Below are 23,357 nucleotides of genomic sequence, written 5' to 3' on the forward strand. Positions count from 1 at the left end.
AATGTTCAAAAAGTCGATCTCAAGCTCATGGTTGCGTTTTATTGCACTGTGGGTCTGCTCCTTTTTGATTGCCACTCCTTCCTTTGCCAAACACATCAGTGATGATCATCCTCGCCCTAAAATTGCCGTCGTGCTTGCTGGTGGTGGTGCAAAAGGTGCCGCTCATATCGGGGTTTTGAAGGCGCTTGAAGAGATGCATATTCCGGTTGATATCATTACCGGCACTAGCATGGGCGCTTATGTCGGTGGTTTATATGCGACTGGCATGAGCGCGGATGAAATTGAAAGCTTTATCTACAGTGTGGATTGGAACAGCGGCTATCGAGACCGTGTTGACCGCAGCCAACGTCGCGTCCGCGACAAAGAATATGAAGACCGTTATCAAATCACGACAGATCTAGGCTTAAGGTTTGGTGAAGTTCGTTCACCGACTGGTGTCGTTCAAGGGCAGAATATGCTTCGTATTTTGCGTGAAACGACAGGTAACCTTGGTCGTTTTGACTCTTTCGATGACCTTGCTATCCCATACCGCTCAGTCGCCACTGACATTGTTGAATTGGAAGAAGTGGTGCTTGATAACGGCTATCTTGTTGATGCAATGATGGCAAGTATGTCTGTTCCAGGCGCACTCCCTCCTTATGAACTAAATGGTCATATGCTGGTGGATGGCGGTGTGGTCAATAACATGCCCGTAGATGTCGCTCGTGCTATGGGGGCCGACATCGTTATTGCGGTGGATATCAGTACTGACTACAAAAGCAAAGAAGACTTTACCGGTTTGTTTACCGTTGCTGATCAGCTTTCTAACTATCTTGTTCGTCGTAGTACCCAAGAGCAAGCCGAAACACTAAGCGGAGATGATGTTTATATTCGTCCTAATGTAGGGCAAATGGAGACGGTTGAGTTCAATAAAATGCCCGATGCGTTTCAGGCTGGTTATGAGATCACCAAGAGTCTTGAGTCCAAATTGAAAGGCTTGAGTGTGTCGAATGCCGAGTACCAAAAGTACATTGAGCACAAGCAAGATGCGCGTAAAAATCTGGAATATGGTGATCAGCGCGTGGTTGATCAGATTGTATTGGTGAACAATACGCACTATAGCGATGTGTTGCTGACTAACCGTCTAGAGCTTGATACTGGGCGACCATTAAAAACAGACGAAATCGAAAAAGCGGTCGAAAACCTTTATGCGCTGGATCGCTTTGAATTGATCACTTACCACTTCGAAGAGATCGATGACGTTAATTTATTGGTCTTTGAGGTAAACGAAAAGTCATGGGGACCGAACTACCTCAATTTTCGCTTCTTCCTAGAAGATGACTTTAACACTGACAGCCAGTACGGAATCGGCGTGTCAGCAAACTTCACCAATCTGAACTCTCACGGTGCGGAACTGACTCTAAATGTTGATATGGGCACTGATAAACTGATTGAAGCGGAGTTGTACTCTCCAGTGCTTTCGAGTCAGGAATTGTTTGTTTCTGGAAAACTCAATTACAACACTGAAAACCGGAACTTACCTCTCGATGACGAGTTTGAAAATCCGGATATCGGCTCAGTTTACGATTACCTACCATTTTCTTACACCGAGTTTATTACTGAGCTAGCAGCGGGTGTGCAACCAACCTTGTGGCAAGAGTTCCGAGTTGGTGGTCGTTATACCAAAGGGACGATAGAAGCCTCCACCATTCAGTCTGCGGGCAATTTAGATTACGAGCGACTGGGGTTATTTGCCAACTATCGCTTAGATACACTGGATGATTTTGCATTTCCGACTCGTGGCATGCTGATTGACTTGGACTACCTTGTTTCTCACGACAAAACTCCAGAAGGTCTCCGAGGTGAAAACGCAAAAAACAGTATTGAAGATACGGTTTATGAAATTACCGCTCGTTTTAAGGGGGCGGTGACTCACAGTCGTCATACTTTAGTCGGTCAAGCGGAATACAGCTTTGTTGAGAGTAAAAACTCTTTTGTACCTTTGGACCCTAGAGAGCTAGGTGGTTTCTTAAATTTGTCTGGTATCCCTCGTAACAGTCTGATTGGACAAAACTTATTCTATACCAGTTTGGTGTATCGTTATAAATGGATGGATAACGATTTTGGGCTGTTTGAAGCGCCAGTTTACCTTGGTGCATCCCTTGAACATGGTGGTGTTTGGTCGGATAACGATCTCAAGCTGAATGAGGCACCGCTGTACAATGCCGCATCAATTTTCTTTGGTGTTGATTCGCCAATAGGACCCGTTATGTTGGCATACGGTCGTACAGAGCAGAATTTAGATGCTGTGTACTTGATCGTTGGAACATCATTTAAATAACCGGGAATAGGACAGCAAAATCTCCGCATATTTAGCCGAAATTCACAGGACTTTAGTCGTAAGTTGCTATGTTGGTCAAAATGATGAGATTTTAATTTAACGTTAAATTTGCTATCCTTTCGCCCACAGTTTGGCCTCTACGGCGCTGTTTCTCAATCAGAATTGAATGAAAACAAGGGCAATGGAGAGCCAAGTTTCCAAGGATGTTCACTCCTTTACTTTGAAAAATAGTAATTAAAAAGGAGGAACCGCAATGAGAGGAAAAAAGTCGTGCTTGAAGCCTACCGTAAACACGTCGAAGAGCGTGCTGCCGAAGGAGTTGTTCCTAAACCGCTAGACGCTGAACAAGTTGCTGGACTTGTTGAACTTCTGAAAAATCCCCCGCAAGGTGAAGAAGCTTTTATTCTTGACCTACTAGAGAACCGTATCCCACCAGGTGTAGATGAAGCTGCTTATGTAAAAGCGGGTTTCCTGACGGCGGTAGCAAAAGGTGAAGTGGAATCACCACTTGTGAGCCGTGAAAAGGCAGCTGAGCTACTAGGTACAATGCAAGGCGGTTACAACATCGCTCCTCTAGTTGAATTCCTAGAAGATGACCTACTAGCGCCTATTGCTGTAAAAGCGCTGTCTCATACTCTACTGATGTTTGACGCTTTCTATGATGTTGAAGAGAAGGCTAAAGCAGGTAATGCATTCGCGAAACAAGTTCTACAATCGTGGGCTGATGCTGAATGGTTCACATCGAAGAAGAAAGTCGCGGATCAGATTACTGTTAAAGTATTTAAAGTAACCGGTGAAACCAACACCGATGACTTGTCTCCAGCTCCAGATGCTTGGTCTCGTCCAGATATTCCAGTACACGCAAAAGCGATGCTGAAAATGGAACGTGATGGCATTGTACCGGATCAACCAGGCAGCGTTGGTCCTATCAATCAAATTGAAGAACTGCAAAAAGACGGCATTCCACTAGCATACGTAGGTGATGTTGTTGGTACCGGTTCTTCGCGTAAATCAGCAACTAACTCAGTGCTTTGGTTTATGGGTGAAGATATCCCATTTGTACCAAATAAGCGCACGGGTGGTATCTGTCTAGGTGGTAAGATCGCCCCAATTTTCTACAACACGATGGAAGATTCTGGTGCACTACCAATTGAACTAGACGTGCAAAACATGAACATGGGTGATGTGATTGATATCTTCCCATACGAAGGTGTTGTGCGTAAAAACGGTGAAGAGATCTCTAGCTTTGAACTGAGCAAAGTGTTGCTTGATGAAGTTCGTGCTGGTGGTCGTATTCCACTGATTATTGGTCGTGGCTTAACAAGCCGTGCTCGTGCATCACTTGGTCTAGAAGAAACCGATCTTTTTGCTAAGCCTGTTGACCCTTCAGCTTCTGATAAAGGTTACACCTTGGCTCAGAAGATGGTGGGTAAAGCATGTGGCGTAGAAGGTGTGCGTGCAGGTCAATACTGTGAACCGAAGATGACAACGGTAGGTTCTCAGGATACTACCGGTCCAATGACACGTGACGAACTAAAAGACCTTGCGTGTCTAGGCTTCTCTGCTGATCTCGTGATGCAGTCATTTTGTCACACGTCTGCTTATCCAAAACCAGTCGATGTAAATACGCACCATACACTACCTGACTTCATTATGAACCGTGGCGGTGTATCGCTTCGTCCTGGTGATGGTGTAATTCACTCATGGTTAAACCGTATGCTTCTACCTGATACCGTTGGTACGGGTGGTGACTCACATACTCGTTTCCCTCTTGGTATTTCATTCCCAGCAGGTTCAGGTCTCGTAGCATTCGCAGCTGCGACAGGTGTTATGCCACTGGATATGCCTGAGTCAATCTTGGTACGCTTTAAAGGTGAAATGCAGCCAGGTATCACGCTGCGTGACTTGGTACATGCCATCCCTTACTACGCAATCCAACAAGGTCTACTGACGGTTGAGAAAGCAGGTAAGATCAACGAATTCTCTGGTCGTGTACTAGAAATTGAAGGCGTTGAGCACCTAACTGTAGAGCAGGCATTCGAGCTGTCTGATGCATCAGCAGAGCGTTCTGCGGCAGGTTGTACAGTTAAGCTATCTCAAGAGTCTATCGAGGAATACCTAAACTCGAACATCACTATGCTTAAGTGGATGATCTCGGAAGGTTACGGCGATCGTCGTACTATCGAGCGTCGTATCACAGCGATGGAAGAGTGGTTAGCAAACCCAGAGTTGATGGAAGCAGATGCGGATGCAGAATATGCGCACATCATTGAAATCGACCTAGCAGATATTCACGAGCCAATCCTATGTGCACCGAACGATCCAGATGACGCTCGTCTTCTATCTGAAGTTCAAGGTACACAGATTGATGAAGTGTTTATCGGTTCTTGTATGACTAACATTGGTCACTTCCGTGCAGCAGGTAAATTGCTAGAGCAATACGGTGGTCAATTAGATACTCGTCTATGGGTGGCACCGCCAACCAAGATGGACCGTGACCAACTGACAGAGGAAGGTTACTACGGTATCTATGGTCGTGCTGGTGTACGTATTGAAACGCCAGGGTGTTCTCTATGTATGGGTAACCAAGCACGCGTAGCAGATAAAGCGACGGTAATGTCGACTTCAACGCGTAACTTCCCGAACCGTCTTGGTACGGGTGCTAATGTTTACCTTGCGTCTGCGGAGCTAGCAGCGGTAGGTGCAATTCTAGGTAAGATTCCAACCAAAGAAGAGTACTTAGAATACGCGAAGCAAATTGATGCGACAGCAGCAGACACATACCGCTACTTGAACTTCCACAAGATGGATCAGTACACCAAGAAAGCGGCAGAAGTGATTTTCCAAGAGCCTGCATAATTCTTAGTGAGCTTTGCTAATACTTGATAAGCGCCCACCATTTGGTGGGCGTTTTTTTAGATAACGCATTGCGAGAGATCCCCAGCTCGCTCGTACCTCGCTCTTGAGGATGACGATTAAATAGCCAAGAGTAAAAACGATGTCATTCCCGAAAACGACAAAGGAGTGCTGTCGGGAATCTCTTTTAAACAAGCGATTGAGAGAGCTCCGCGTCTCGCGCTTCTCCCATCCCATATCTCCCTGTATACTCCGCACCAAATTGATACGAAAAGGCGATCTCGATGGAGTTTGAATTCATCCGCAATACATTGATGGGCGAATATTATGTCAAATGCAGTATGGGGCATGAGATTGTAGGTCGCTGGCTACAAGAAGAAATTGGCAAAGATCCGGCTAAGATTGCGCAAGTTGAAAGCTTGGTTGAACAGGCATTTTCTTCGCCATCTCAAGAGCATAGATTAACTGGATCTGAGATAAGTTTAATGATCGTCGGCGATGAAGTTCTGGTTCAAGAAAACGTACTGGGTCACGACTATGAAGTCGAGATGGAAAGTGAGTTCGATTTCTATGATGCTGAGAGTACTGCGAGTTGTGGTATTGAGGACTTTTGTGCCTTGATAGAGCAGTGGAAAGACTTTTTGAACATTTAATGCACAATTTTGGGTAGTCTAATTAGGGTTGCCTTATATTTGTGAAAAGGGCGCACCGATGTGGTGCGCCCTTTTTGTTTGCAAGATTATTATTTTTAATAAGTTCATATAAATCAAATAGATAAAAAGTTGGCACGCAGCTTGGATTAATACAAGTGTTTCAGGATGAAAGCTGCGGAGAAGATTCAATGAAAATCATTAATGCCATTATAAAGCCTTTTAAATTAGACGATGTGCGCGAAGCATTGGCTGATGTCGGTATTGAAGGGATGACAGTATCAGAGGTTAAAGGTTTTGGTCGCCAAAAAGGGCACACGGAACTATATCGTGGTGCTGAATACCAAGTCGACTTTCTACCAAAAGTAAAACTAGAAATCGCGACCCATGCAGACAATGTGGAACGCGTGGTAGAAGCCATCACTAAAGCGGCTCAAACCGGAAAAATTGGTGATGGCAAGATTTTTGTCTACGACCTAAACCAAGCCGTGCGTATTCGTACTGGTGAAATGGACGCAGAAGCACTTTAAGAATTCAAGGGATTGGAGAACTATCATGGAATTAACAACAACGGTAACGGAATTACGTTACGCACTCGACACCTTTTTCTTCCTCATTTCCGGTGCGTTGGTAATGTGGATGGCAGCAGGCTTTGCTATGCTGGAAGCGGGCTTAGTTCGCTCTAAAAACACCACCGAAATTCTAACCAAAAATATCTGTCTATATGCGATTGCCTGTACCATGTTCTTATTGGTCGGCTACAACATTATGTATGTTGATAATGGCGAAGGCGGCTGGCTACCATCATTTGGTGCGTTAATTGGCACACAAGGTGAAGGGGCAGATCATTCTCTAGAGTCGGACTTCTTCTTCCAAGTTGTATTCGTAGCTACAGCAATGTCAGTCGTATCTGGTGCAGTTGCTGAGCGCATGAAGCTTTGGTCTTTCCTTATCTTCTCTGCGGTACTGACGGCATTTATCTACCCTATGGAAGGTTACTGGACTTGGGGCGGTGGTTTCTTATCAGAAGCTGGCTTTAGTGACTTTGCTGGTTCAGGCATTGTACACATGGCGGGTGCAGCAGCAGCGTTAGCTGGCGTATTACTACTGGGTGCTCGTAAAGGTAAATATGGCAAAAATGGTGAAATTTACCCAATTCCAGGTTCAAACATGCCTCTAGCGACATTAGGTACATTCATCCTTTGGTTTGGTTGGTTCGGTTTCAACGGCGGTTCTCAACTAATGGTTTCTGACTTTGAGAACGCGACAGCGGTAGGTCAAATTTTCTTGAACACTAACGCTGCGGCAGCGGCAGGCGCAATTGCAGCTCTACTAGTGTGTAAAACCACTTGGGGTAAAGCTGACCTAACGATGATTCTGAACGGTGCCTTGGCAGGTCTTGTAGCAATCACTGCCGATCCTCTATCACCATCACCACTTTATGCTGTGGCTATCGGTGCGGTATCTGGTGCGCTAGTTGTGTTCAGTATCATTGGTCTGGATAAAGTGAAGATTGATGATCCTGTAGGTGCTATCTCAGTTCATGGTGTGTGTGGCTTCTTTGGTCTTATGGTTGTGCCGCTAAGTAATGGTGATGCCACATTTGGTGCACAGCTTCTAGGTGCTGCTGTTATCTTCGCTTGGGTATTCGGTGCAAGCCTTGTGGTATGGGCAATTCTGAAGGCAACAATTGGTATCCGAGTGTCGGAAGACGAAGAGTTGGAAGGTATGGATATGCACGACTGTGGTGTTGGCGCTTACCCAGAATTCGTGACTGTGAAATAACAGTCATAACGACACAATTCGTTACAAAGTAAATCATCAAAAACCTGCTCTGACGAGTAGGTTTTTTTTATGGATTAATTGTTTTCTTATTGAACATGCATATAATAACGCAACTGATAAACGTTATCATTAGCATGGTAAAGGATTAAACAATGAAAAAACTGCTAACTCTTTCAGCGATTACTTGCGCAACTCTAGCTCCAACAGCAATGGCTGCTGAAGAAGTGAACGTCTACTCTTACCGTCAACCTTTCCTAGTTGAACCTATGTTCAACGAGTTCACTAAAGAAACTGGTATCAAAGTAAACGTTAAGTTTGCGAAAAAAGGTCTAGCAGAGAAGTTGGCTCAGGAAGGCGAATACAGCCCTGCTGACGTAATCCTTACTACAGATATCAGCCGTCTAGCTGAACTGACAAACAAAGGTCTGGTTCAAAAGGTAGACAGCAAAATCATCGAAGAAAACGTACCTGCACAGTACCAAGATAAAGAAAACGAGTGGTTTGCTCTCACTCTACGTACTCGTAACGTTTACTCTTCACGTGACCGTGTTGGTAAGCTAGGTAACGATTTCAACTATGCAGACCTAGCAAAGCCTGAATTCAAAGGTAAAATCTGTACACGTAGCGGTAAGCACCCTTACAACGTATCTCTAGTGTCTTCTATGATCGCGCACCACGGTGAAGCTGAAACAAAAGAGTGGCTAGAAGGCGTTAAAGCGAACCTAGCTCGTAAGCCTCAAGGTAACGACCGTGCTCAAGTTAAAGCAATCAAAGAAGGTCTATGTGACGTTTCTCTAGGTAACAGCTACTACCTAGGTAAGATGGTTAACGACAAAGAGCAAAAAGCTTGGGCTGACGCGGTATACATCAACTTCCCTAACCAAGAGACAACAGGTACTCACGTAAATATCTCTGGTATGGCAATGGCGAAGTTCTCTCCAAACAAAGACAACGCTGTGAAGCTAATGGAATTCCTAACGGGTGACAAAGCGCAGCAAATGTATGCAGAAGTAAACTACGAGTACCCAGTAAAAGAAGGCGTTAAGCGTTCTGAACTTGTGGAATCTTGGGGTGACTTCAAAGCAGATACTATCTCTCTAGATGACATTGCTTCTCACCACGAAGCTGCAATTAAGCTACTAGATGAAGTGAAATTTGACCTTTAATTCCATGTGGGGGTATAACTATACCCCCATTTGATTAAAGGATATGAGATGTATTTGCAACTGCATTTGTATTTCATAAAGCCTTGCAGTATTTAGGCAATGAAGAATAAATATTCTCTATGGAAAACCAGTAGTGGGGTGATCACCCTGTTACTGGTTTTGCCGATCTTAGCGATCTTCTATACCGCCATTGGCGAGACGGATGACTTGTTTACGCATTTGATGTCGACGGTCATGCCAACCTACATCTATAACACCGTTGCTCTGACCTCTGGTGTGATGATTCTTTCTTTGATTCTCGGTATCCCAAGCGCTTGGTTTATGGCTATGTGCAAACTGCCAACCGAGAAATGGTTACAATGGGCATTGGTTCTGCCTCTTGCTATGCCGGGTTATATCATTGGTTACATTTTTACGGATTGGTTTGATTTTGCCGGACCGATCCAGATCTTCTTACGTGATATAACCGGATGGGGACCTGGTGAATACTGGTTTCCTGATATTCGTACCTTGAGTGGTGCGACCTTTGTTCTTTCTCTGGTTCTTTATCCATATGTTTACTTACTCTGCCGAGCGGCATTTATGGAACAGAACGTCTCTTTGTTACAAAGTGCACGCTTACTGAAGTGTTCTCCTTGGGAGAGCTTTTGGCGTATCTCTTTACCGCTTGTTAGACCTTCTATCGCCGTTGGTTTGTCTCTGGTCGCGATGGAAACCATTGGTGACTTCGGCACCGTCAGCTATTTTGCAGTGAACACACTTACCACTGCGGTTTATGATACTTGGCTTGGGTATTCGAACCTGAATGCCGCAGCGAAAATTTCAGCCATGATGTTGGTGATAGTTGTGTTGTTGTTAAGTGCTGAGCGCTACAGTCGCCGCAAGCAGAAGCTGTTCCAAAGCCAGTTTAATAGTCATGAAGATTTTCGCTATGAACTTCAAGGTTGGCAAAAGTGGGGCGCATTAGTTTGGTGTTGGGGCTTGGTTGCGATCGCATTTATTTTCCCTCTGCTACAGTTGATTGATTACGCTATTACTTACTTTGCGCAAAGCTGGACACCGGAGTTTCGTGAATATGCATGGAATAGTTTGGTGGTGTCAGTCGTGGCTGCAATCATCGGTGTTGCGATTGCTTTAACGGTAAACTTTAGTCAGCGAGTCAATGGTGGACGTTCAAGTTTAGCCTTTATGCGCCTATCTTCAATGGGATATGCGGTACCTGGTACTGTGCTCGCCATAGGTGTGATGGTAGCGGTGCTGTTTATGGATCATCGCGTGAACGATATTGCTAAAGCGATGGAGTGGGGTAGACCGGGACTGATCTTCTCAGGATCTATGTTTGCTCTGATTTTCGCGATGGTTGTTCGTTTCTCTGCTGTCGCGATCGGTAGCGTTGAGAGTAACCTAAATAAGATTTCGCCATCGTTGGATATGGCTTCGCGTACGATGGGTTGTACACCAAACACTATGTTGTGGCGCGTGCATTTTCCATTGGTTAAGCGTGGTGCCTTAATTGCTGGTCTGTTGGTGTTCATTGAGTCGATGAAAGAACTCAATGCCGCGTTATTGCTGCGCCCATTTAACTTCGAAACCTTGGCGACGTACGTGTATAACTTTGCCTCGGATGAGCATTTAGAACTTGCTGCATTACCCGCCGTATTACTGGTTCTTGTTGGGTTAATCCCGCTTGTTGTTGTTAACCGTTCACTGGAGCAAAGTCATTAATGAGCTGTGCATTATCCATTCAAAATCTTACTTGCCAGTATGAGTCACAAACTGTTCTTGAGTCTTTGTCCTTAGAAGTGGAACAGGGGCAAATTGTTTGTCTATTAGGCGCAAGTGGTTGTGGTAAGACAACGCTTCTGAAAGCCATTGCAGGTCTCCTTCCGCTAAGTTCAGGTCAAATGAGCCTGAACTGCCTCACTATTGATGACGGTCAAAATTGGTTACCACCAGAGCAGCGTAATATTGGCATGATCTTTCAAGATTACGCCTTGTTTCCGCACCTGACGGTTGCCGAGAACATTGCGTTTGGTTTAAAGAATGAAACAGCGCAACAAAAGCTGCTGAAAGTAGAGGAAATGTTGGGCTTAGTTCATCTTAAAGGCTTTGGTGAACGTTACCCGCATCAGCTGTCAGGTGGTCAGCAACAGCGTGTTGCGATTGCTCGTTCACTGGCGTATAAGCCGGATCTTCTGTTGCTTGATGAACCATTTTCTAACATCGATACTCAGGTGCGTCACGAGCTGATCCGTGAAATTCGCAAGATTTTTAAGGAGCAGGGAGTTACTGCGATCTTTGTAACTCACAGTCGTGAAGAAGCTTTTGCTTTTGCCGATAAGATGGCCGTGATGAACCATGGTGTGATTGAACAGTACGGCACTGCCTCTGAACTTTACTATCAACCGTCGAGTAAGTTTGTTGCTGACTTCCTAGGTGGTGGTAGCTACCTTGCTGCAAAGCGAATCTCTGAGAACGAATTTGATACACACCTTGGCGTGGTGGAAGCGAACGCTCAGCAAGACATTAAGATGAATGGAGACTGTGCGCTGTTACTTCGTCCTCAGCATGTACAGATTGCCGCTGATGAAGAAAGTGCGGTCAAAGTGCTTGAGCAACACTTTATGGGTGATCACTGCCGTTATGTGATTGATGTTAACGGCGACCGTTTATTAGCGACGTCAACGCAAGCGTTGAATGTCGGTGATAGCGTAGCAGTGAAATTGGAAACACAAGGCGTGTTGGCTTTTGCGTAATCAGTTAAGCCCAAATTCAGCACCATAAAAAAGCCCGGCGCTAAAGCCGGGCAAGTGTTCTTCACCTATAGGTTATGTGCTCGAAGCAGGCACAAGGTGTCAGTTATAAAGACAAGAAGTCTTTAAACTGTTGAAGAACACGTTCCGCAGTGTCCTTATCTTGCATCTCTGCAAAAATACGTAGCAACGGTTCGGTACCAGAGAAACGAGCGATAATCCAACCACCGTTTTTGAAGTAAACTTTCGCACCATCTTCGTAGCTGACTTTTTCGATCTCAAACTCAAACTCAGGTAACTGCTTCTCAATATAAATCTTGTTGAACAACGCGTCTTTTTGCGCAGGTTTGAATTTGCAATCGCCTTCAGCCATATACGCATAGCCGTACTTACCGTAGATTTCATCGAGTAACTCAGACAGTTTTTTACCGGTTACTGAAATCATTTCCACCAATAGGCTTGATGCGAATACGCCATCCTTACCTTTGATGTGACCGCGAATGGTTAGACCGCCAGAACTTTCACCGCCAATCAGTGAATCGTCAGCTTCCATTTGAGAACTGATATGCTTAAAGCCGACAGGAACCTCAAAGCACTTTTCTCCGTGGTCTTCCGCGACTTTGTCGAGTAAGTGTGTAGTTGCGATATTACGCACTACTGAGCCTGTCCAGCCTTTGTATTCAAGCAAGTAGTAGTAAAGCAGCAGTAACACTTCATTTGGATGAATGAAGTTACCTTTCTCGTCGATAATGCCAAGACGGTCTGCATCGCCATCGGTACCGATACCAATGTCATAGCCTTCCTGCTCAACAAGGTGCATCAAGCGATAAAGCGTTGCTGCACTTGGCGATGGCATCAATCCACCAAAGTCTGGGTTCTTGCCGTCGTTGATCACGTCGACTTCACAGCGACCATTAATCAGTACCGTTTGAAGTGCGTTTTTTGCAACACCAAACATAGGGTCGATCAATACGCGTAGATTTGCCTTTTTGATCGCCTCGATGTCGATAAAGTCAATGATTGAGTCAACAAACTCGTTCATCGGGTTGATGATTTGAATCAGCTTATCTTCAACCGCTTGTTCAAAGTCGACGCTTTTTACATCTTGTGTCGTTAGCGTTGATATTTGTGATTCGATTTTTTGTGTGATGATTTCATCAGCGTCGCGACCGCCTTCAATGAAGACTTTGATGCCGTTGTAATCGGCAGGGTTGTGTGATGCGGTAATACATGCTGAGTAAGCACAACCCATTTCCTTCGCTTTGAACATCACAATAGGCGTTGGAACAAACTTGTCGATAAAGCTAACCACAATGCCGTTTGCTGCTAGTACTTCAGCGAACCAACGACCAGCTTTATCAGAAAGAAAGCGGCGGTCATAACCAATGACAAAACCACGATCAGCCACGGATTCGTTATTCGTAATGTTTGCGACTGCTTGAGCAACCAAACGTACATTATCTTTGGTGAACTCCTCACCGATAAATGCACGCCAACCACCTGTACCAAATTTGATCATAATTCGATCCTCTATAAGAGCGGCATCCCACCGCTTCTTAAATCTTTGCTAGCGAACCGATGCGCTTATCAAACTCAAGTGCACCGGATAAACCAAAAGGGGAGAAGGACTCCCCTAAAAGATGATTAACCTAGAGTAACGATAACTTCGTTTACTGAACCTTGCGCTTGAACTGGCACCGATGCACCACTTACCGCTTCACCGTTTACGGTAATCGACTTAACACCTTTGCTCACTGAATCAGGGTTAACGACTTTGATGTTGTACGTTGCACCTAACCATTGACGAGTCACTTCGAAACCTGGCCAGTTCGTTGGGATACAAGGATCGATGGTCAGGCCATCGAAGCCTGTACGCACACCGAGGATAAAGTTGGTTACGGCGAAGTAAGCCCAACCAGATGTACCTGTTAACCATGGGTGGTTTGCACGACCGTGGTCTTGGTGGTCACGACCCATGATGAACTGTACGTACGAGTAAGGTTCTGCAATACGTTTTTCGATGATGTCGTTCTGGTTGTATGGGTTTAGTGCATCGTAGAACTTCATTGCACGGTCACCACGACCTAATTTAGCCTCAGCTACCCAAGCCCATGGGTTTGGATGTGAGAAGATTGCCCCGTTTTCTTTTACGCCTTGATAAACGCGAGTCACAAAGCCGATGTCATCGTTTGGTGTTGCGAATGATGGTGAATTTAGGTGTAAGCCATATTCAGAGAACAGGTTCTCATCGACTGCGTCCATCGCTTTTTCACCGCGCTCTTGAGATACCGCACCTGAAAGTACCGCAAGCGTGTTTGACTCAAGGTGTACTCGACCTTCCGCTTGTTGCGCTGTACCGATCTTGTCACCATTTTTCGTTAGACCACGGATGTACCAACCACCTTCGTCATCCCAAAGGTGTGTTTCACATGCTTCACGAACGTTTGCTGCCATTTCCGTGTATTTTTCAACGTCAGCTTGTTTACCTAAGTATTTCGCTAGGTCGATGAACTCTTGCAGTGCCCAGAAGTGTAGGAACGAAACCATTGAAGATTCACCACCACCGAGGTTTAGACAGTCGTTCCAGTCTGCACGCAGACCTTTACAGATACCGGTTTGACCTACGTATTCAGCCGAGAAGTCTAGTGCTGCCTTCATGTGGTCATAAACCGTGGCATCACCCCCGTCAGCATAAGGGATCACTTCGTCGAAGAAGCTATGTTCACCCGTTTCCATCACGTACTTACAGATGGTTGGGACTAACCATAGATGGTCATCCGAACATGTGTCTTCGATACCGTGAATCTTGTCTTCATCAGACGGAGTAGGAACAACTGTCGGTGATTTCGATGGTTTAACGTCAGCTTTTTCTGGATCGAACCAATCTGGATCAAATAGGTGTAGACCATAACCCGCTTTCACCTGACCGCGTAGCAGGTCAACGATACGTTTACGCGTCATTGCAGGGTTAGCATGAGGAACTGAGATCGCATCTTGCGCTGTATCGCGGTAACCCAGACCAGTACGACCACCCACTTCGATGAATGAAGCAAAGCGAGACCAAACGACACAAGTTTCCGCTTGGTATAGCGTCCAAGCGTTGATCATGGTGTCTAGACCTTCGTTTGGTGATTTCACTTGGAACTTGCCACAACGCTCATCCCAGTGTGCTTTGATACCAGCAAATGCGTTGTCAACTTCTGCAAGATCTTGGTACTTAGCACGCAGACGCTCACCGTTGCCTTTACCGATACCTAGAATGTAAGCAAAGCGAACTTCCTCACCTGGTTGGATGGTAAATTGCTTGTGCAGAGAGCCACAGTGGTTGTAACAAGTTTGTGCGGTGTTGAAACACTTACCTTGTTCCACTGCTAACGGATTTGCTTCGTCACGGTATAGACCAAGGAAGCTGTCACGTTGACCGTCGTATGAATCTGGGTCAAATGTTGAAGCTAGGTAGTAGAAACCTTCGAAATCGTTCGTGTTGTAGTACAGGTCGTACTCAATCACGCCTTCGTTGTAAGCCGTACCTGCTGAGTAAAGAGACATCTGATGGTTTTGGTTATCAGATTGAATGTGGCTGAATGAGAACTCAACAAATGAGAATGCGCTGATCGTGCGTGGTTTGTCGGAGGTGTTTTTAATCACTACATCCCAGATTTCAGCGTCTTCACCTTTTGGAACGAACAATGTTTTCGTCGCGGTAATACCGCTGTATTCACATTTGAACTTAGAGTAAGACAAGCCGTGACGAACTTCGTAGTTTGCTTCATCTAGGCTTTTCGCAACAGGTTGCCAAGAGATTGACCAGTAATCACCTGTCTCATCATCACGCAGGTAAACGTAGTGTCCTGGGCGATCGAATGTCGCGTTTGGACGGAATTTAGTAACACGGTTGTATTCTGGAGAGTTGTAGAACGAGTAGCCACCCGCGTTGTGCGAGATAACTGTACAGAACTTCTCAGTACCTAGGTAGTTTGTCCATGGTGCTGGTACGTCAGGGCGAGTGATGACGTATTCGCGATTCTCGTTATCGAAATAGCCGTATTTCATTTGTGTATTTCCTTTTTACTAAGCTGCGCCTGCAGCCAAAAATTTAAAAACTCTTTAAGCGTGATGCGTTGGCATCTGGCTTGGTATTACTTCCACGGTTTACGGTAATTCACCCCCTGCAAGTCAAGCAGAGGTAGGTGTCCTTTCAACCGTGATAAATAGTCGGTCCAATCGCGGTGTTGTTTTTCAGTCCAGCATGCTTCTGCCATGGCAGTCAGGCGAGGGAAAATCATGTAGTCCATGCGCGATGGGTTGTTGATGATTTCGCACCATAGAGCGGTTTGAATGCCCCAAATGCGTTTTCTGATTGGATCGTCAGCAGGCACTTCTGCTAACGGCTCGTAGTTGTAAGCTTTCTCTAATGGCAGCGGGTTAGCCCAGTCCACTCCAGGCTCTTCTGGTGCGTAGTCTTGGGTCATATCCAAATAAGTAGTTTGTGCAGGTTGCAGCACCACATCAAAGCCTTGGCGAGCACAGTTCAATGCTGCTTCTTCGCTCAACCATGAGTAAATCACGGTATCTTTGCTGACCTTGTTGCCGTGTTGAGCTTCTTCCCAACCCAGCATGCGTTTACCCAGTTTGCGCAGTTTGTCTTCTGCATGACGCAGGAAGTGACCTTGCAGCTCTTTGTAATCGGTGTAACCCAATTGCTCCATTAGGGCTTGGCAAGCAGGACTTTTCGACCACACGCCGTTAGGCACTTCGTCCGCGCCAATGTGAACATAAGGAGCAGGGAATAGAGCAGCGATCTCTTCAAGTACTTTGTCGATAAACTCGTAACTGCCCGGAAGAGCTGGGTTAATGACATTATCGTTGTAATGCTGAATGCTGCGGTACTCAGTGGTGTCTTCTGCTTCAATTAACAGGTGAGGCAGAGACTTAATTGCGGCGCGGCAATGACCAGGTACATCAATTTCAGGAATGATGGTGATACCACGTTGCTCTGCAAATGCGATAACGTCTCGGATTTCTTCTTGCGTGTAGAAGCCGCCGTAGCGTTGAGATAAATGGGTGTATTGTGGCTCGATGGTTTCATCGATACCACGCCATGCGCCAATTTCCGTAAGCTGAGGCAGTGATTTGATCTCGACACGCCAGCCTTCATCGTCAGTGAGATGCCAATGGAACGTGTTGAACTTGTAATGCGCCAACAAGTTGATCAGGCGTTTTACTTGCTCTACGGAATGGAAATGGCGAGCACAGTCCAACATCATGCCGCGATAACGAAAGCGTGGGCTATCTATAATCGAACAGCACACTGCTTCCATGGTTTTGGTTGCTTCATCTCGTTTTAGTAGCTGCAATAAAGTTGCACAAGCATGGGTAAAGCCAGATGAAGAGCCTGCTTCAATCTTGATCGACTCTTCTGATACTTTGAGCTTATATGCCCCCTCATCCAGTGTTGGGTTGCTTTTGAAAATGATTTTGCCGCTGTTAGAAGAAGAAAGTGTAAATTGGTGAATACGCTGGAGCTCTTCTAGTAACCACGCTTTTGCTGAGTTAGCTAAGTCGGTATAAATTGCAACGCCAGCTTGTTCGTCAAAAGTGAACGAGTGGTCGCTGACTTCAATATGGTTTGGTTTTGGCAATAACGGTTGAGCGTGCGTTAAGCTTGCTGGAATATCGCTGCGTTCCCGATATGGTGAAGCCAAAACAATAGGGGTAACATCGACCTGAGCACGTTGAGGTTGACCATCAACAACAAAGTCGATCATCGCTTCATTAAAGCCATCCGAATAATAACGGAATGGGTTAGAGCCAATGCTGAATTCACAGTAATAGTGGTGGTTGGCAGCCAGCACTATACCTTCTGGTTTGAGTGTGCAAAAACTACCAATCTGAGTAAGTTGACCATTTGAAACGCTATCTGGAAGAATGTAACGATCGAAAGCAAAAGTTAAGCCCCAGCTGTTTAGGTCTTGGTCGCTCAAATTATGAAAGGTGAGTCCAAAGCGACAGTTTTGTTTTTGTTCAGAAAGGACCACTAAATCAACACGATATTCCATGTTCACTCCTACTCAACACTCACCGAGTAAAGGTTATGTTCTGGCTTACCAGCAAACATAATGGCTCCTTCAATCGCATCAAACTGAGGTTCAACCACCCACTGTTGAACTGGTGGAGATAACCAGTTCAGGATTCGCTCTGCGATACTGCCCATTAGGCAGATACGAGTAGCCCCACGCTTATTCAGCGCGACTAAGAACATTTCTATATCGGCTGCGGTTTGCTTTAGCATTTCAATCGCCAGTGCATCACCTTGTTCAGCATGTTGGAAAATTGCTGGAGAGAATTGACCGTAATCGCGAGGTAGAGCCTGCTTAGACCATGCCACTACGTTGTCGATATCATTTTCAAAATGTGCCATTACGTGTGCTGCTAGAGGTGTTTTTTCACGAATGCCGTCTTCTGCCAGCAAGACTTGTTGGATCAGACGCAACCCCATGACTGCGCCGCCACCTTGATCGGAGATTGGGAACTCACGACCGCCAACGACATGTTGCTCGAGACCTTTGAGGAAAATGCCGCATGAACCTGTTCCTGCGATCATGATTGCGCCATCTTCACCGTTATGCGCACCAATACATGCTCCGTAAGCATCGGTATTGAGTGTCATACTGGCAAATGGGTGTTCTAAAGCCATGAATGCTTGCCAAGAGGTTTTATGTTCCGCACCTGCTAGAGCCAGCCCTACGTGCATAGAAGCGAAATCTTGTTGAGTTAGCCCGCCTTGTGCTGCCGCTGAAGCAATAGATTCCAGAATCGACGCCATCGCGATGTCTGCGCCCAGCATGATGTTTGCACTGCCGCTTTTGGCTTCACCAATGAAGTTGCCTTGTGCATCTTTGATTCGAGCGCGGCATGACGTGCCGCCTCCATCAATACCTACAAAATACATCCCCATGTTTATTGCTCCTTGAAGGCTTGAGAGTTGGCTAAAGTCGAGATGTGCTGAGCCTGACTCATCACCGCGAGTAGGAACCAAGCACCATGTGGGATCCATTGTTCACCCCAGCGCCAGTTCTGAAGCATGTCGTCTTTCTGCGCTGGTGGATTAAATGCAATGTCTTCCTCATCTTCGAAACCGCCGGTAATGCCATTACACACGCCACCTTTTGCATTGAAGAAACCGTATTGAGGAAGATAGTCCGGATTGTTACGACCATGACCATCCAACATACACATGTCGTATGGGTTCAGCCCCACAATCCAGTTAATAGAATCTTGTGCGAGTTTAGAAAGCTGCTGTTTTAGCGCTTTTGACTCAATGAAAGGGAGTGCCCCATAAGCCATGGTTGCCAGTGAACCTAGGCGAGCATTTTCACCTTGCCACCAGTAACCTGATTCGTTGTTGTGTGCGACAAAGAACGCATCACGTTTCGCTTCATCTACGCCTTTAACGTACTGGCGTGGGTAGCCAAATGGGTTCTTAACTTTGTTGGTGATAGAGACTTCAAATTCACACGCTTGAGTGATGATTTGCTTTGCTACCGATGCGCGCTCAGAGTCGTCTTCGATGGTTAAGTATTCACATAGTGCGATCACAGGAAGTCCTGCTTCTGCTGCATGGAAGTAAGGTCGACTGCCATCTTGATTAGCGCTCCAAAAGTGTTGAATGTTCTCATCACTTGTTTGGCGAGTTGAAAGACGTTTTGCCCATACGCGGCTTTCTTCTAGGTAGCGTATCTCTTTGGTGGTCTTAAATAGCTCTACAGCGGCAAGAAGCGCACAGTATTCATCGATGATGTTCTCTTCACCATCGTTCAAGTATTGGGTGTTGTGTTCTTTTAGGTGCCAGTAACCGTTTTCTGCCGCATTACGGTATTTTTGTTGGTCGAATTCGCCATGAACATCTAGGCGTGCTGCTGAAGCTAATGCTGCAATGCTGATGCCTGCACCTTGTCGATAGCCTGCTTGATAGTCATCGAACTTATGACCAAGTTGAGTTTCGTACGCGCAAATCTCGCGTTGCGCTGTATCTTTACTCCACTTGTCGAACACGGTCATGTAGAAGAAGCCTTTTTCATTTTGCATACGAACAAGGAAGTCTGTGCCAAATAACGCTTCTTCAACAAGACGAGTGGCCGTGAACTTAGCCAGTTTGTCGTTACCTTCGAGCAGAGATAATCCTTTCAACATGTTCCAAACTACCATCGGTGTCTGTTGTGGATTTAGGTAGTTTGCGTATGACAAATGGCTTAGATATTTACTGACGTCGCCTGATGCGTCATACCAACCGCCGTGAACATCTGCGGTTTCGCTAGAGTTAAGTAGCGGTGCTTGGCGATCTTGTTGATCGAAAATGCCGCCGCAGCGTTGAGATTTAAAATAATGGATCACATCAGACAGCGTACGATCGAGAAGAACATGCTCTCCAATCTCAAAGTGAGATGAGCGCAAATGATCGAAGCGAAGGTAGTAGTTACCGGGAGTGTTAAATGAAGAAAAGTCGACAAGGTAAAAATGACCTTGATGCCAATTTGCCACTTTGCCTTGCTTTTCTACTGTCAGTGTCGCAACAGTTTGGTGGCTGTCGGCACAAACCAATAAAGCAGTATAAGAAGACAGACGTGGTTGACTCGTCTGGATGATCGCTTTCTTAGGACCCAGACGCTCGTAACCAATATGGTTAGTCAGTAGCAGCATTCAATTTCTCCGGGAAACAATAAAATACAAAGGGAAAAAGGGGTCAGATTGATACCTGACCCTCGTTATGATTAATCTTCGAATAAGTAACAACGAACAAAATGGTTATCGGACAATTGAGTCACACCTGGCAGTCGCTCACGACATTTTTCTGTGGCATGAACGCAGCGTCCTGCAAATGGGCAACCGACTGATTCTGGTGTCCACAGTGGGATTTCACCTTTGTTACCTTTCAACTTCTCGTGAATTGACTTCGATGGATCGGGTACCGCTGAAACCAGTAGTTGTGTGTATGGGTGTTGCGGATCGTGGATGATTTCTTCAGTGTCTCCCCATTCAACCATGTGACCCACGTACATAACTGCAAGATCTTCAGCAATGTAACGTGCTGTCGCGATATCGTGAGTGATGTAAAGCAGAGACATTTGCTTCTCAAACTTCATCTCTTCCATTAGGTTGAGAACACCAGCACGGATCGATACATCAAGCATTGATGTTGGTTCGTCAGCCAATACCACTTCTGCACCAACCGCAATGTTGCGAGCCAAGTTCACGCGTTGACGCTGACCACCAGAAAGCTGGTGCGGGAACTTTTGTGCCGTCTCTTTTGGTGGAATCAGACCAACTTGTTCCAACAAATCATACACGCGCTCTTCCAACTCTTTCTTGTTGCCCGGAGCGATCTTTTTGTGGATCAGCAGTGGGCGAGCAATATGGTGGAAGATGTTGTGTGTTGGGTTTAGCGAGCCAAACGGGTCTTGCCATACCATTTGTACGCCTTCGCGGTAGGTCATCAAATCGTGTCGAGAGGTGATGTCTTGGATGTCACGCCCTTTGTATTCGATGATGCCATCCGTTGGTGCATACATTTTCGCAATCATTTTTGCGGTAGTAGATTTACCTGAACCAGATTCACCTACTACTGACAAACCGCGGCTTTTGTACATTTTGAAAGATACGTCGTTGATTGCACGCATCTTAGATTGTTTGATTGAGTTACTGTTTAAAGGGAAGTCTTTAACGACATTTTTACCTTCAATCAGCAGTTCGCCGAATTGTTTGCTCATAATTCTCTCCAGTGTAATTTTCTTCTTAGCTAGCGTTATTTTTTGTTGTTAAACCTTAGCTTGAGCAATGGTGTCGCCGTACAAGTGGCAGTTTGAGAGACGACCAGGTTCTATTTGACGTAGCTGAGTTGGTACTCTTGTACAAGCTTCATGGACGCGGTCACAGCGAGCTTGGAAACGGCAGCCTTGTGGAACTTCTAATAAGTTCAGAGGGTTGCCCGGAATACCAGTTAATTTGGTCTTAGGACCAGTTAGTGGAGGGAAAGAGCTACCCAAACCTTTGGTGTAAGGGTGGTAAGGACTTTCCAAAATTTGCTTAGAAGGCGCGACTTCAATCAACTCGCCCGAGTACATGATGCCGATGCGGTCAGAGAACTCGACCATCAATGACAAGTCATGGGTGATGAACAGAATCGAGAAGCCAAATTCTTCTTTAAGTGCGTAAATCTTTTGCAGGATTTCGCGTTGAACCACAACGTCTAGCGCTGTTGTTGGTTCATCCATGATGATCATTTTTGGATTCAGAGCCAAAGCGATAGCGATAACCAGACGCTGACGCATACCACCAGAGAACTGGTGCGGGTAATCGCTCAGACGACTAGGGTGGATATCTACGATTTCCAACAGACCTTCTGCACGTACTTTTGCTTGAGCGCGAGTCATGTTGGTGTGGCGCATAATGACGTCACAGAACTGTTCTTCCATCGTTAGTACTGGGTTCAAAGCGTTCATCGCACTTTGGAATACCATCGACATTTCGCTCCAGCGGAACGCTTGCATGCGTTCATCGCTGTATTTGAGGATATCTTCACCATTGAAAATAACCTCACCACCTGTGATAAATGCTGGCGGCTTATGAAGGCGCATTAGCGAGAAAGCAACAGTGGATTTACCACAGCCAGATTCACCAGCCAGACCGAATACTTCGCCTGGTGCAATGTCGAAGCTAACGTTGTTACATGCGCGGACATCGCCCGCGTCTGTAATGTAGTCTACGCATAGGTTACGGATAGAAATTAGTGGTGCAGTCATGATTATTTATCTCCGCTCCATAGTGCATTTTGTGGTGCCAATTCTGGCTCACGCTCTTTCTTGTCTTGTGCTGCCATTTTCTTCCAGCGCTTCATGCCTTTGTGAGAACGAAGTTGTGGGTTAGCAATTTCATCTACTGCAAAGTTCAGTAGAGCAAGACCAGTAACCAATAGAGTCAGTGCAATACAAGGAGCTAGCACTTCCCACCATGCTCCGATAAGCATTGCTGATGAAGTTTGTACGTTGTACAGCATGATGCCCCAACTGATGGTATTGGCATCGCCTAGACCTAGGAACGAGATGACGGCTTCTGTGTTGATTGCTAGCATTACCGAACCGATGAAGCTTGCGCCTACGATTGGGATAAGGTTTGGCAAAATCTCAACGAAGATGATGCGAATGGATGATTCACCAAGAACCTCTGCTGCTTTAACGAATTCTTTCTCGCGTAGTGCCATGGTTTGAGCTCGCACAACACGTGCACCCCAAGCCCAGGAGGTACCGGCGATAATCAATGCAATGGTGAGCGGTCCAGCCTCCCCGATGAAGGCTGCGAGTACAAAGAGCAATGGTAATTGTGGGATTACCAGCATAATGTTCATTGCAGCACTCAATACGTCATCGACACGACCGCCGAAGTAACCCGCTGAGATACCAATAACTGTTGCTAAGAAACACACGATAATACCCGCGCCGAAACCAACACCCAGCGATACTCGAGCGCCGTAAGCAACTTGAGACCAGATATCACGCCCCATACGAGATGTACCTAGAACGTGGTCTGCTTTTTTCGACATCAGCAGCGTGCGACGATCATCTGCTAGGTTTTTTGCAACCCAGCCATCAGGGTTATTTTGTGCTTGTTTTACAACAAAACCAGGGTATTCATGTGGGTTACCAGTGCGCTTATCTGGCGCATGTTGAGTAATCAAAGGTGCAGCTACTGCTACAAAGATGAATACCGAGATAATTGCCAAACCAACACGTGCGAACGCGTTACCTAAAATCAGTTTAAATAGTTCTTTCAT

General features: G+C 45.8%; 16 protein-coding genes. 8 read left to right on the forward strand and 8 right to left on the reverse strand.

The window, feature by feature from the left end:
• Window position 1 precedes the first annotated feature (1 nt).
• From VHA02S_RS00235 to VHA02S_RS00270, 8 genes are all read left to right on the forward strand, one after another.
• The gene (locus VHA02S_RS00235) at window positions 2–2,320 is read left to right on the forward strand and encodes a patatin-like phospholipase family protein (RefSeq protein WP_038897991.1); all 2,319 of its coding nucleotides are present in this window, start codon (window positions 2–4) and stop codon (window positions 2,318–2,320) included.
• A gap of 270 nt (window positions 2,321–2,590) precedes the next feature.
• A complete protein-coding gene (gene acnB / locus VHA02S_RS00240) occupies window positions 2,591–5,179 on the forward strand; it encodes a bifunctional aconitate hydratase 2/2-methylisocitrate dehydratase (RefSeq protein WP_009698743.1) in 2,589 nt (862 codons plus the stop codon).
• Between the two features lie 281 nt (window positions 5,180–5,460).
• Window positions 5,461–5,829, forward strand: a complete 369-nt coding sequence (locus VHA02S_RS00245; RefSeq protein ID WP_009698742.1) for a YacL family protein — start codon at window positions 5,461–5,463, stop codon at window positions 5,827–5,829.
• Window positions 5,830–6,017: 188 nt separating this feature from the next.
• On the forward strand, window positions 6,018–6,356 hold the full coding sequence (locus VHA02S_RS00250) for a P-II family nitrogen regulator (RefSeq protein WP_005439398.1): 339 nt from the start codon (window positions 6,018–6,020) through the stop codon (window positions 6,354–6,356).
• 25 nt (window positions 6,357–6,381) lie between these two features.
• Window positions 6,382–7,611: an ammonium transporter AmtB gene (amtB, locus tag VHA02S_RS00255; RefSeq protein WP_005446299.1), complete on the forward strand. Its 1,230-nt coding sequence runs from the start codon at window positions 6,382–6,384 to the stop codon at window positions 7,609–7,611.
• 152 nt (window positions 7,612–7,763) lie between these two features.
• Complete coding sequence (locus VHA02S_RS00260; RefSeq protein ID WP_005446300.1) at window positions 7,764–8,777, forward strand: Fe(3+) ABC transporter substrate-binding protein; 1,014 nt, start codon at window positions 7,764–7,766, stop codon at window positions 8,775–8,777.
• A 99-nt stretch (window positions 8,778–8,876) separates the two neighbouring features.
• Window positions 8,877–10,502, forward strand: coding sequence for an ABC transporter permease (locus tag VHA02S_RS00265; protein WP_038897992.1), 1,626 nt, complete (start codon window positions 8,877–8,879; stop codon window positions 10,500–10,502).
• Window positions 10,502–11,533 carry an ABC transporter ATP-binding protein gene (locus VHA02S_RS00270; protein WP_038897994.1) on the forward strand — a complete coding sequence of 344 codons (1,032 nt, stop codon included), beginning with the start codon at window positions 10,502–10,504 and terminating at the stop codon, window positions 11,531–11,533. Before VHA02S_RS00265 ends, VHA02S_RS00270 begins: the two co-directional genes overlap by 1 nt.
• Window positions 11,534–11,636: 103 nt before the next feature.
• On the opposite strand, the gene VHA02S_RS00275 is transcribed toward VHA02S_RS00270, so the two are convergent.
• From VHA02S_RS00275 to VHA02S_RS00310, 8 genes are all read right to left on the reverse strand, one after another.
• The gene (locus VHA02S_RS00275; RefSeq protein ID WP_009698740.1) at window positions 11,637–13,049 is read right to left on the reverse strand and encodes a phosphoglucomutase/phosphomannomutase family protein; all 1,413 of its coding nucleotides are present in this window, start codon (window positions 13,047–13,049) and stop codon (window positions 11,637–11,639) included.
• 125 nt (window positions 13,050–13,174) lie between these two features.
• Entirely contained in the window at window positions 13,175–15,583 is a 2,409-nt protein-coding gene (locus tag VHA02S_RS00280) for a glycoside hydrolase family 94 protein (protein WP_009703764.1), read from the reverse strand.
• 86 nt (window positions 15,584–15,669) lie between these two features.
• On the reverse strand, window positions 15,670–17,589 hold the full coding sequence (locus VHA02S_RS00285) for a beta-N-acetylhexosaminidase (protein ID WP_009703765.1): 1,920 nt from the start codon (window positions 17,587–17,589) through the stop codon (window positions 15,670–15,672).
• Between the two features lie 8 nt (window positions 17,590–17,597).
• Window positions 17,598–18,488 (reverse strand): glucosamine kinase nucleotide-binding domain-containing protein, encoded by an 891-nt coding sequence (locus tag VHA02S_RS00290; protein ID WP_009698737.1) that lies wholly within the window; start codon window positions 18,486–18,488, stop codon window positions 17,598–17,600.
• 2 nt (window positions 18,489–18,490) lie between these two features.
• Window positions 18,491–20,230, reverse strand: coding sequence for a glycoside hydrolase family 9 protein (locus VHA02S_RS00295; protein WP_038897995.1), 1,740 nt, complete (start codon window positions 20,228–20,230; stop codon window positions 18,491–18,493).
• Window positions 20,231–20,301: 71 nt separating this feature from the next.
• Window positions 20,302–21,297, reverse strand: coding sequence for an ABC transporter ATP-binding protein (locus VHA02S_RS00300; RefSeq protein ID WP_005446311.1), 996 nt, complete (start codon window positions 21,295–21,297; stop codon window positions 20,302–20,304).
• A 48-nt stretch (window positions 21,298–21,345) separates the two neighbouring features.
• Complete coding sequence (locus VHA02S_RS00305) at window positions 21,346–22,329, reverse strand: ABC transporter ATP-binding protein (protein WP_005446313.1); 984 nt, start codon at window positions 22,327–22,329, stop codon at window positions 21,346–21,348.
• A 2-nt stretch (window positions 22,330–22,331) separates the two neighbouring features.
• The gene (locus tag VHA02S_RS00310; protein WP_005446315.1) at window positions 22,332–23,357 is read right to left on the reverse strand and encodes an ABC transporter permease; all 1,026 of its coding nucleotides are present in this window, start codon (window positions 23,355–23,357) and stop codon (window positions 22,332–22,334) included.

It is taken from the genome of Vibrio harveyi NBRC 15634 = ATCC 14126 = KCTC 12724, assembly GCF_001591145.1.
GTDB lineage: Bacteria > Pseudomonadota > Gammaproteobacteria > Enterobacterales > Vibrionaceae > Vibrio > Vibrio harveyi.